The organism is Anaeroplasma bactoclasticum, assembly GCF_003550015.1.
GTDB classification, from domain to species: domain Bacteria; phylum Bacillota_I; class Bacilli_A; order Acholeplasmatales; family Anaeroplasmataceae; genus Anaeroplasma; species Anaeroplasma bactoclasticum.
The window spans coordinates 41,357-52,392 of the sequence record NZ_QXEV01000011.1 but is presented as its reverse complement, the minus strand read 5'-3'; the positions used below and the strand labels follow the sequence as shown (position 1 = coordinate 52,392).

The 11,036-nt window shown below is 31.4% G+C and carries 10 protein-coding genes, 1 pseudogene and 1 other annotated feature; of the genes and pseudogenes, 1 reads left to right on the top strand and 10 read right to left on the bottom strand.

Annotated elements, in window-relative coordinates; all coding sequences use genetic code 11:
• Positions 1-205 (top strand): annotated as a pseudogene (locus EI71_RS10165) (IS110 family RNA-guided transposase); the annotation flags it as partial.
• A 175-nt stretch (positions 206-380) separates the two neighbouring features.
• Here the strand turns inward: EI71_RS10165 and thrS are convergent.
• From thrS to EI71_RS05855, 10 genes are all read right to left on the bottom strand, one after another.
• A complete protein-coding gene (gene thrS, locus EI71_RS05900) occupies positions 381-2,300 on the bottom strand; it encodes a threonine--tRNA ligase (RefSeq protein ID WP_211321056.1) in 1,920 nt (639 codons plus the stop codon).
• A 37-nt stretch (positions 2,301-2,337) separates the two neighbouring features.
• Positions 2,338-2,545, bottom strand: a binding site (T-box leader).
• A 51-nt stretch (positions 2,546-2,596) separates the two neighbouring features.
• The gene (locus EI71_RS05895; protein ID WP_119016331.1) at positions 2,597-3,076 is read right to left on the bottom strand and encodes a hypothetical protein; all 480 of its coding nucleotides are present in this window, start codon (positions 3,074-3,076) and stop codon (positions 2,597-2,599) included.
• Between the two features lie 103 nt (positions 3,077-3,179).
• Positions 3,180-4,073 carry a helix-turn-helix domain-containing protein gene (locus EI71_RS05890; RefSeq protein ID WP_162849813.1) on the bottom strand — a complete coding sequence of 298 codons (894 nt, stop codon included), beginning with the start codon at positions 4,071-4,073 and terminating at the stop codon, positions 3,180-3,182.
• An 83-nt stretch (positions 4,074-4,156) separates the two neighbouring features.
• Positions 4,157-5,011, bottom strand: coding sequence for an ATP-binding protein (locus EI71_RS05885; protein WP_119016329.1), 855 nt, complete (start codon positions 5,009-5,011; stop codon positions 4,157-4,159).
• Position 5,012: 1 nt separating this feature from the next.
• The gene (locus EI71_RS05880; RefSeq protein ID WP_119016328.1) at positions 5,013-6,206 is read right to left on the bottom strand and encodes a replication initiation and membrane attachment family protein; all 1,194 of its coding nucleotides are present in this window, start codon (positions 6,204-6,206) and stop codon (positions 5,013-5,015) included.
• 6 nt (positions 6,207-6,212) lie between these two features.
• Positions 6,213-6,566: a hypothetical protein gene (locus tag EI71_RS05875; RefSeq protein WP_119016327.1), complete on the bottom strand. Its 354-nt coding sequence runs from the start codon at positions 6,564-6,566 to the stop codon at positions 6,213-6,215.
• Positions 6,567-6,570: 4 nt separating this feature from the next.
• Positions 6,571-7,158 (bottom strand): dephospho-CoA kinase, encoded by a 588-nt coding sequence (coaE, locus tag EI71_RS05870; RefSeq protein WP_162849812.1) that lies wholly within the window; start codon positions 7,156-7,158, stop codon positions 6,571-6,573.
• Positions 7,159-7,163: 5 nt separating this feature from the next.
• The gene (gene mutM, locus EI71_RS05865; protein WP_162849811.1) at positions 7,164-7,973 is read right to left on the bottom strand and encodes a DNA-formamidopyrimidine glycosylase; all 810 of its coding nucleotides are present in this window, start codon (positions 7,971-7,973) and stop codon (positions 7,164-7,166) included.
• Complete coding sequence (polA, locus tag EI71_RS05860) at positions 7,973-10,597, bottom strand: DNA polymerase I (RefSeq protein ID WP_162849810.1); 2,625 nt, start codon at positions 10,595-10,597, stop codon at positions 7,973-7,975. Before polA ends, mutM begins: the two co-directional genes overlap by 1 nt.
• A gap of 102 nt (positions 10,598-10,699) precedes the next feature.
• The gene (locus EI71_RS05855; protein WP_119016323.1) at positions 10,700-10,996 is read right to left on the bottom strand and encodes a YhbY family RNA-binding protein; all 297 of its coding nucleotides are present in this window, start codon (positions 10,994-10,996) and stop codon (positions 10,700-10,702) included.
• Positions 10,997-11,036 lie beyond the last annotated feature (40 nt).

The window sequence follows — 11,036 nt, the reverse complement described above, 5'->3', positions numbered from 1 at the left end:
ACGTGGTTCTAAATACTTAAGATGGTCTATTCACCAAGTCTCATCAGGTATTTGGAGATGGGATAAAACATTTGGTGATTATTATTCTAAAAAGATTAACGAAGGTAAACATCATTATGTAGCAATTGGTCATATTGACAAAAAACTAGTAAGAGTTATTTTCTCTCTTTTAAAGAATAAGCAATCTTTTATTCCACAAAAATAACCATATATAATTTTCAAAGAGCTAGATAATTCATATCCTCGTTTTTAAAAATCTCAAAATCGAGGATTTTTATGCTTGATATAAATAAATCTTAATTATTTTTTCAAATCTCTCTTGATTTATTTATAGTAGGCTTTTTTAAATAAAGGCCTAAGAAATTCTTAGGCCTATAATATTACTTTCTTTCTTCGTTAAATGCTACCATCATATTTAAGAATTCTTCTTTAGAAACAGTTACCTGTTCCTTCTTTCCATACTGTCTATATGTGATAGTACCATCCTTAACCTCATTATCACCAATAACTAGCTGATATGGAATCTTTTTCATTTGAGCTTCACGAATCTTGTAGCCAAGCTTTTCATCTCTATCATCCATCTTAACACGAATTTTCTTCTTTCTAAGCATTTCTACAATTTCATTTGCATAATCTAAATGGAATTGGTTATTAACAGGAATAACCATAGCCTGTACTGGAGCTAGCCATACAGGAAGTACACCCTTAGTTTCTTCTAGTAAGAAGGCAATGAAACGGTCCATAGAGCCTAAAATAGCTCTATGAATAACTACAGGACGTACCTTTTGATTGTTTTGATCAATATAAGTTAATTCAAATCTTTCAGGAAGCTGGTAATCTAGCTGAATTGTAGATAGAGTTACATCATGACCAATGGCACTTCTAACCTGAACGTCAAGCTTAGGGCCATAGAAGGCAGCCTCACCTAAAGCCTCATAATAATCAACGCCTAATTCTTTTAATACATTACGAAGCTCATTTTCACTTTTTTCCCATAATTCATCATTACCGAAATACTTCTCTGTATTTTCTTTATCTCTTAAGGATAGACGGAATCTATATTTTTCGAATCCAAAATCCTTATAAACATCCAAAATTAATTTAGTAACTGCCTTGAATTCCTGGGCAATCTGATCAGGACGGCAGAAAATATGAGAGTCATTTTGAGAGAATGCTCTTGTTCTTTCAATACCAGTTAAAGCACCAGATGCTTCAAAACGGAAGTCATTTGCGATTTCAGCAATTCTTACTGGTAAATCACGATAAGAATGTGGCTTAGATCTAAACATTACCATATGATGAGGACAGTTCATAGGTCTTAAAACATATGCCTCATCATCAAGCTCCATTGCAGGGAACATATCGTCCTTATAATGAGCCCAGTGACCAGAAGTCTTATATAATTCAACATTACCCAAAGATGGAGTCATAACATGCTGATAACCTAAATCATATTCCTTATCCATAATGTAATCAGATAATAATCTTCTTACAATAAAGCCATTAGGTAACCACATAGGAAGTCCACGTCCAACTAAATCATCGAACATGAAAATCTGCATATCCTTACCAAGCTTTCTATGGTCACGCTGCTTTCTATCCTCTAACACCTCTAAATGATGAGCTAAAGCCTCTGGAGTTGGCCAGCAAGTACCATAAACTCTAGTTAATACATCATTTTTAGAGTCTCCTCTCCAATATGCACCAGCAACACTTAAAAGCTTAAAGTTCTTGATTAAGCCAGTAGACATTACATGAGGTCCACGGCAAACATCAGTATATTCACCCTGTTCATAAATACCAACCATATCATCATCAATGGCATCAATTAATTCTAGCTTATACTTATCGCTTGCAAATTTAGCCTTTGCATCAGCCTTAGATAGCATATAGTGAACAATAGGAAGATTTTCCTTAACAATCTTCTGCATTTCCTTTTCAATCTTAGGTAAATCCTCATTTGTAATAGCCTCAGGAATTGCAAAGTCATAGTAGAATCCTTCTTCAATTGCAGGACCTACACCAAACTTTGTGCCTGGGTATAATCTATTCATCGCCTGAGCCATTAAGTGAGCGCAGGAATGGTTAATAACCTCAAATGCTCTTTCATCTTCAAATGTTACTAAATCTAGCTTACCATCTTCAGTTAATGGCATTTTTAAATCAACAAGCTTGCCGTTGAATTCTGCAACAGCACATTTCTTTGCAAGGCTAGAAGATAGACTCTTAGCTACTTCAATAATTAATTTGCCTTCTTCTACCTCAATTACACTTTCATCCTTTAAAGTAATCTTTAACATTTTTTCTTCCTCCATAAAAAAAATCCTTAAGAAAATTCTTAAGGACGTATTATCGCGGTACCACCTTATCTTCCAGGCTAAAAAAGCCTGACACTCAATAAGCTTTTAACGCAAGCGTACGGAATGACATTTCCTTCATTCATCTCCAAGGTAGTAATATAAAGGTTTTCTTTGGCATTTTCACCTTCTAGCCATCTCTTATAAAGAAAATAATCTTTATATCTTGTCCTTTTCATTGACTATATGTATTATAATCGATTGTACGCTTGAAATCAATAATTATATTTATATGTCTTTTAAATATAGAAATAAGAATGCTTTATGTTCTTAATAAGTGCATATGGGTAAACAAATATACCAACAACTGCACCTATAATGATAGAAAATAGTGCTGTAAATAAAAATGCATAAAATAGTGCATCAACAAGCAAAGACTTTCTATTAAAATCTCTTAACCCTGTGTGGGTACCTTTAACATGGCTATCATATTGTTCAGTCAATGGATCTAATCCGCTAAAGAATATAGCAGAAACAAAATTATTTTGAAGTATTATAGATCCAATAGATACTGCAATTGTTACAGCAAATGCAATAAAGAAAATACCTAAGCCTAAGCTACCATTTTGAATATCATAAATACCTATTGGTAAAAAGATTGCAAGATGAAGTAGTGGCCATACAATCGCATGAATTCTAAGCATAACTAAAATAGGCTCTTTTTGTTTTTTCTTAACAGGTTCTTCTTCCTTATTCTCTTTTAATTCTTCACTAATCATAATATCTCTCCTCCAAAACATATTATAAAACAATTAAGAAAAAATGCAACAAAAATAGAAATGGAGGCAAGTGCCTCCATCATCTTTTATATTCTTATTCTTATTAAAATGCTCTTTTCAAATTTTTGATTAATGCATATGGATAAACAAATATACTTGTAAAAATACCAACAAACAAAGAAGCTAAAAACGAAAAGAGCAATATATGCCCTGAAAATCTAAACGCTCTTTCATTCCTTGCACAACCCGCAAAATCAAACCGACTGCAAGGTTTATATTTTTTTGCTGCATTCCTTATATAATCTATTCCAATATAGAATATCTTAGAAATAAAATTATTATGTGAAATTACACATCCAATATATGTAGAAATAATAACTGCAAATAGAGTAAAAAATATAAATAATGCTGTATTACCTTCAAAAAAATAACTAAAAGCAATACCTAAAAAGATCATTATATGAATTAAAGGCCATACAATTGCATGAATACTTAGTACCAAAAAATAAGGACTCTTTAGACATGATTTTAAAACTATTGGTTTATTTTCACTAGCAAATTTACATATTCTACAAACATATTCTTCTCTAATCGATGGTTTAACATTATCTGAATCAGAATGAATTATTACAAATAAATCATCTTTATTTGTAATTGTTTTACCACATCTTCTACAAGTCTCATGAATTACTTTAGATTGTTTTAAACTATCCTCAAAGAGGGGTGTATCTACCTTTAGTTCATCTAAGGTACTATCCTCTATAGCATTCTCTTCATTTAGTAATTCTAAACTCTGATTAGTATTATCAATATTTTCTTCTAAATTATCACCTTCACCAAAAATGGATGCCATCTTTGATATTTCATCTAAGCTAGGTTCTATAGAATCATCTTCCCATCTAGATATTTTTAAAACACTAACATCTAGCTTTTCAGCTAAATCACTTTGAGTCATATTTAGCCTTAATCTATTCTCTTTAATGTAATTTCCTTTCATAATTCTCACCCTCATTTTGCATTATAATAATACTATTTATAGTTCCAATATTCAAGAAAAAAAGAAATGGAGGCTAGCCTCCATTATCTTTTATAGGATTTTGAATCATTCATGTTTAAGGATACTGCTAAAGATGTCATTCTTGAAAGAATTCTTTCCGCCTTTAAATTAGATGGTTTTGTATCATCAATTGAAAAATGATTTTGTAAATCCTTAGGATTTAAATTAGATGAAATATATAATGGCTTTTTAGCCATCATACGATAATTAATAACAGGACCTAAGATTTCATCTCTTAGCCATGGTGTCATATTTTCACTACCTAAGTCATCTAGCATTAATACATCAATATCTTTAATCATATTGATGAGCTCTTCAAATCTAGAAGATCCAAGTGCACTTTTTAAATCTAATACTAAATCAGGGAAATAAATAAGTAAGGATTCAATACCCTTTTTTGCAAGCTCATTTGCGATTACTGCTAAAGAGTATGTTTTACCTACAGCGAATGATCCATATAAGTATAATCCTTTTTCAAAGTCTTTATCCTGTCCATATTCTACAATATGCTTATAAATTTTTTCTCTAGAATCAGAACCCTTTACATCAAAATTCTCTAATTTAGCTTCTAATACCTCATCTGGTAGATATAATGTTTTAATTAAGGAATTTCTCTTTTTGTCATCTTCCTTTTTATATCTACAAGCCTCAAAGGAAAATTCATCCTTATCATTACAAGATAGACAAAAGCCTACATTATTATTTTTACAATAGGCTAATCCTTTACATCTTGCACAATTTCTTTTTTCTTCAAACATTAGCGCAAAATCATTAACATTGTTAATGTTAACATTATGCTTAGGGTATAAAGAGGCTACATCTGAAATAAACTTATCTACTTGTTCTATATCAAATTCAGGCATTTTAATTTTGTCCATTTTATGCCTCCTCCCATACTACTTTTGTTTTAGATTCTGAAGAGAATTCTCTATCCTTTTTGGATTTAGGTCTTTGTAATTCCTTTGCCGTTGTAATATATTGTACTGCATCCTTAGTAGATAATACATTATCAGTTATCCAAGATTCTGCAACCTTCTTAAAATAAGTTACTGGTGGTAATTCTCCACCCTTATCTCTTAGGGTTTTAATAATCATACAATTAATTACACCTCGAGGTAGGGAAATTGTATTATAGATTTCATCTATAGTAGATAGGTATGTTGATGGATAATTTGGATTAACCATTTGTAATACCTGGCTTGGAGATGCATTATCCAAGAATGAAATTAAATCCGATGGCTTACCATCTAGATTTTCCTTTTCAACAAGCTTAGGTGCATTCATATTTCTTCTATATTCGAATAATACATTTGCCTTCTTCTTTAATATACGATAATCAAAGAAGCCATTTTTGTTAATAGAATCCATAAATAATGTAGCCATATCATGCTCATTAAATAAGTATACAAAAGATAATTTAATAATTTGTTCTTTAAATGTATTATCAATGCCAGCTTCTAAGAAGTCTTCGTTGATTTCCTTTGTAAACTTTTCAAAATCAAATGTTGCATTCTTTATTTCTAAATAATTTGTTGGATTCTTACCTAAAATATAGGAGAATTTTTCAAATGTTTCATCACTATTTACTCTAGAAGAATATACCTCATCAAAAGATTTTGTGATTTCCTTATAGCCAGATACCTCTGGCTTTTCAATAGAGAAATGATTTTTAATAAACTCATAAGTTTCTTTTCTTACCTTGGAATATAGGTATAAACCGTAAATAGCATCCTTTATAAAGTTTTTAGGGGATAGGGGTGGTAACAGCACATAAATATAGTCCCCGTTTTTTTCATATGTAAGTAAAAGACCTATTCCCTCTAACTTGTTTTTGGATTTCAAAAAATCCACAGGCTTCAAGGAGTAAATATCGAATAGGTCCTGATGTATAATTTCTTCACTTTTTAAATTATTACGATTTAAAAGGGCGGAAAGCCCCATATAAAGCGTAAATGCATCATTACCGATTAAAGGCGCATATAAAAGGGATAATGCACTAACATCATCGGAAGATAAATTAAAGCTAGAATAAATATGAAATTTTGATGTGCCAGCCACTAGACTCTGGGCCATGGTCTCCTACTTATGAAGGGAAACGCCCTTGAATTCGAATTTTTCTTCTAATTTCTCTAGTACATCCTTGATGAAGGCTGTAGCTCTTTTTGCTGCACCTACAACAAAGTCAGCATGAACCTCAAAGTCAATAGAGGTTTCAGGATTTGCTGGGTCTAGCTGAGTGATTTTAGCGATGACCTCCATATGTGGGGCTTCTGCATAAACCTCACAGTAATCATCATTTTCAGAAACAATCTTATAATGCTCCTTATTAAGAATATGCATATATTCTTCCTTTAGCTGTTCATAAGTAGCCTTATAATAGTGTGTTTGTAATTCTAATGATTTTGCGTTTTCGCTTGTGATAAAGTCTGCCATTTTTCTACACTCCTTTAATTTCTTCTAATATTTTAAGAACCTGACATCTTGTTTCACCGAAGCTCCCTTTACTATCGATTACATAATCTGCCATTTCCTTCTTTTTATTTAAATCCATCTGGGAATTAATTTTTGATTTCGCATATTCTAAATCAATATTATCCCTTTCCATAAGCCTTTTTATTTGAGTTTCTCTATTTAGGTATACACATATAACCTTATCGCATAAAGAATCAAATCCTGACTCATATAGAAGTGGAACATCAATAAAGATAATTCCATTTGATTTACCTATTTCATCTAATACAACCTCATGAATTAAGGGATGAGAAATAGAATTAAGCTTATTTTTAGCCTCTTCATTATGAAATATTAGGCTTCCAAGCTTTTTCCTATCCAATTCTCCATCTAAAGTGAAATATTCACTTCCAAATGTCTCTTTAATTGCATTATAAATAGGCATATTCTTTTGTTGAAGCTCGTGAGCAATAATATCTGTGTCTATAACCTTATATCCAAGATTTTTAATGACACTAAGAACGTTACTCTTTCCAGAGGCAATACCTCCTGTAACGCCTATTACCTTCTTCATTTGCCTCACCTCTGACATTTCTTACAATAGTATGTCATTCTTCCTTCTATTTTAACACGATTTAGTGTCATTTTGCAATTAGGACATACTATTTTTGTATGAACTTGTAAAAAATCCTGGTATCCTCCTATAACCCCTAAAGAGGAGGTATAGCTTCTTATTGTAGTACCCTTTAACTCTATTGCCTTAGATAAAATTCTTTTCGATTCTTTAATTATATCTTCAATATTTCTTTTAGTAATTTTATCTCCTTTTTTCTTTGGAGAGATATGAGATGCATATAATACCTCATCTACATAGATATTACCAAGCCCTGCAACTATTCCTTGATCTAATAATAATTGCTTAATTGTCTTATTACTTTTATGAATCTTATTGTATAAATCTATGATAGAAATATCATTATTTAAGACTAAATCAGGACCCATCAAGGATAATGGAGGGATATTATAAATATCACCATCTAGATATTGCATTCTACCAAATTTTCTTACATCCTGGTAATAAAGAATAGAATCATCATCGAAATAGAATACGACATGGATATGCTTATTATCCATTTTTTCTTTCATATAGAAGTATTTACCTTCCATTCTTAAATGAGATAATATAAAGCCTTTATTTAAGCAAAACATTAAATATTTACCGTATCTAGCAATATCTATTATTTCTTTTCCTATAACATTTTCTTTAAAGGAATTAGTATCATTTTCAATTATAGGATTATATCTAATATCAATATCCTTAATTCTCTTTCCAACTAAGGATTTTTTTAATACTCTTCTTACGGTTTCAACCTCTGGTAATTCTGGCATTATTTTACCTCATACCAATCCTTACCGAAGGAATCATCTACAATTAGAGGTACATTAAGCTTCACTGCAGATTCCATATTTCTTCTTACAAGCTCAGCTAATATTTCTTCTTCTCCCTTAGATACCTCAAATACAAGCTCATCGTGTACCTGAACTAGCATTTTACTTTTGATATTTCTTTCTTCCATTTCCTTATCAATCATGACCATTGCAATTTTAATAATATCTGCAGCACTACCTTGGATTGGGGCATTCATTGCAGTTCTTTTTGCAAATTCTCTTTGCATATAAATTTTAGAATTAATATCTGGTATATAGCGGATACGATTCTTCATTGTTTTTACATAGCCATTTTCTTTACAGAATTCTATTGTATTATCCATAAATGTTTTAATTTCAGGATAGGCCTCATAATATTTCTTTATGAAATCCTGAGCCATAATATTTGAAATATGTAAATCCTGAGCCAGTCCGAATGCGGATATACCATAAACGATACCAAAGTTTACTGCCTTAGCTCTTCTTCTTTCTTCTGGAGTTACTTCCTTAGTTCCAAAGACCTCCTGGGCAGTTCTTGTATGAATATCCTCTCCATTTTTAAATGCTTCAATTAGCTTAGATACATTTGCCATATGGGCAAGCACTCTTAATTCTACCTGAGAATAATCGGATGAATATAAGCTATTTTCCTTATTCTCTGGGATAAACATTTTTCTAATCTTATGTCCTTCTTCAGTTCTAATTGGAATATTTTGTAAATTAGGCTCAATGGAGGATAATCTTCCGGTTTGAGTTAATGCCTGTTGGTAAATAGTATGTACCTTATCGTCTGGGTAAATCATTTCTCTTAGGCCAGTTACATAGGTTGACATAAGCTTTGACTTTGCACGATATTCCATAATTAAAGGTACAATTGGGCTTGCCTCATATATAGCCTCTAATACATCAATATCTGTAGAATAGGATTGTCCCTTCTTCTTTGGATATGGTAATCCCATTTCATCAAATAATACTGTGCCTAATTGTTTAGGGGAGGATATATTAAATGGATGACCTGCAATTTCATGAATTTTAGCCTCTAGATTATTAATATCCTGGCTTAGATTATATTCCTGGCGGTTTAATTCCTCTAAATCAACCTTCATACCCTGAAATTCCATCTTACCTAATACCTTAGATAATGGAATTTCAATTTCAGTTAATAAATCTAGCTGATTTTTTTCCTTTAAGCGATTTAATGCCTCATCCTTAAGCTCATATAGGCAATTTACCTTTTTCGCTATATGCTGATATAATACTGGTTTTTCTGGAATGAATTTTTTAGCACCCTTACCATAAACTGCTTCATCATAATATACATCACTATAGCCATAAAAATCAGCAATTCCTCTAAATTCTTCTTTGGCAGCAGATGGATTAATGATATAGGTTGCAAGTAATAAATCAAAATCTATACCTAAAAGCTCTAGCCCTAATCTTTTACATAGAACATAGGCTCTTTTATAATCAAAGATTGTTTTATGATTTTCCTTATCGGCTAAAAACATCATAAAGTCCATAGAATTAAAAATGATGTTAGGGTCAACAATAAATGTTCCCTTACTATTTTTAATACCAATAGCTAATAGTGGGCTCTTATGATAATTATATTCAAATGTTTCAAAGATCATTGCAGAATATGGCTCTAATACCTCACCTAAGCGAGATACATTTCCTATATATTCATATTCAGAAACATTCATAGTTACCTTTGGTGCTTCAAGTGTTAATTCCTTTAGTAAGGATTTAAATTCTAATTCTTGATAGAATGCGATTAATCTTTCCTTATCGCATTCCTTTCTTTTAGTTTCATCTAGGGATACTCCAATAGGAAAATCTCTTAAGATGGTAGCCATCTTCTTACATACTGTAGCTGATTCTACATTTCCCCTTATTTTTTCACCAACAGATCCCTTTATTTCATCCTTATGCTCTAGGATACCTTCTAGGTTACCATAGGTATTTAAAAGCTTTACACCAGTTTTTTCACCAATTCCTGGTACACCAGCTAAATTATCACTTTTATCTCCCATTAAAGCCTTTAAATCTACCCATTCGGTATATTCAATACCATATACCTCTTTGAAATGCTCTGGGGTGAAATCCTCAAGCTCACTAAAGCCTTTTTTTGTCATATGAACGGTTGTGTTATTACTAATTAGCTGTAATAAATCCTTATCGGATGAATAGATATCTACATGATATCCTTCATCTTCTGCCCTTTTAGCCATAGTACCTATGATATCATCTGCTTCATATAAATCCTGTTCCCATCTTTTAATTCTCATGATATCTAAGAATTCCTTGATATAGGATATTTGCATACGGAATTCATCTGGCATAGGGGCTCTACCTGCCTTATAATCACCTAAAATATCATGACGGAAGGTTTTCTTTCCAGCATCAAAGGCAACTAAAATACTATCGTATTCCCCCATAATTAAATTATTCATCATACGAGCAAAGCCATAGATGGCATTTGTAAATAAGCCTTTGGAGTTCGCAGTTGGATTTCCACCTGCACTCATTCCATAATATGCTCTATACATTAAGGAATTTCCATCAACTAATATCATTCTTTTCATACTATCACCGACCATTCAAATATAATCCTATTATAACAAAAGAGTTATTAAATTGAAAGAAAACAACCCAAAATTTATTGGGTTGTTCAAAAATAATAGATATTATTTTTTAGGAAACTTAATTGGATCTATCGCATCATCACTTTGCTTATATAAAACAATTTGTCTTCCGATAGATTGTACAAATTCAATTTCTTCATTTCTAAAGAATTCTTCTGCCTCTTCAAATGTTACATAGGAATTTTGTAAAATAGATATCTTCATTAGCTCATGCTTTTTTAAATAAGATAGAACTGTTTCCATTAAATTATCACTTAAGCCTTCTTTACCAATTTGGGCTACAGGCTTAATCTTTTGAGCTAAACTTCTTAAATACACCTTTTGTTTTGTTGTTAGCATAATAAAACCTCATTTCAATTCAAAGACATTTTATCATACT

What these genes read in the sequence shown, in the direction of transcription:
- thrS (WP_211321056.1), bottom strand. Translation starts at nt 2,300, where the DNA reads ATGTTAAAGATTACTTTAAAGGATGAAAGTGTAATTGAGGTAGAAGAA.
- EI71_RS05875 (WP_119016327.1), bottom strand. Translation starts at nt 6,566, where the DNA reads ATGGCAGACTTTATCACAAGCGAAAACGCAAAATCATTAGAATTACAA.
- coaE (WP_162849812.1), bottom strand. Translation starts at nt 7,158, where the DNA reads ATGAAGAAGGTAATAGGCGTTACAGGAGGTATTGCCTCTGGAAAGAGT.
- EI71_RS05855 (WP_119016323.1), bottom strand. Translation starts at nt 10,996, where the DNA reads ATGCTAACAACAAAACAAAAGGTGTATTTAAGAAGTTTAGCTCAAAAG.
- EI71_RS05880 (WP_119016328.1), bottom strand. Translation starts at nt 6,206, where the DNA reads ATGGCCCAGAGTCTAGTGGCTGGCACATCAAAATTTCATATTTATTCT.
- EI71_RS05890 (WP_162849813.1), bottom strand. Translation starts at nt 4,073, where the DNA reads ATGAAAGGAAATTACATTAAAGAGAATAGATTAAGGCTAAATATGACT.
- EI71_RS05885 (WP_119016329.1), bottom strand. Translation starts at nt 5,011, where the DNA reads ATGGACAAAATTAAAATGCCTGAATTTGATATAGAACAAGTAGATAAG.
- mutM (WP_162849811.1), bottom strand. Translation starts at nt 7,973, where the DNA reads ATGCCAGAATTACCAGAGGTTGAAACCGTAAGAAGAGTATTAAAAAAA.
- EI71_RS05895 (WP_119016331.1), bottom strand. Translation starts at nt 3,076, where the DNA reads ATGATTAGTGAAGAATTAAAAGAGAATAAGGAAGAAGAACCTGTTAAG.
- polA (WP_162849810.1), bottom strand. Translation starts at nt 10,597, where the DNA reads ATGAAAAGAATGATATTAGTTGATGGAAATTCCTTAATGTATAGAGCA.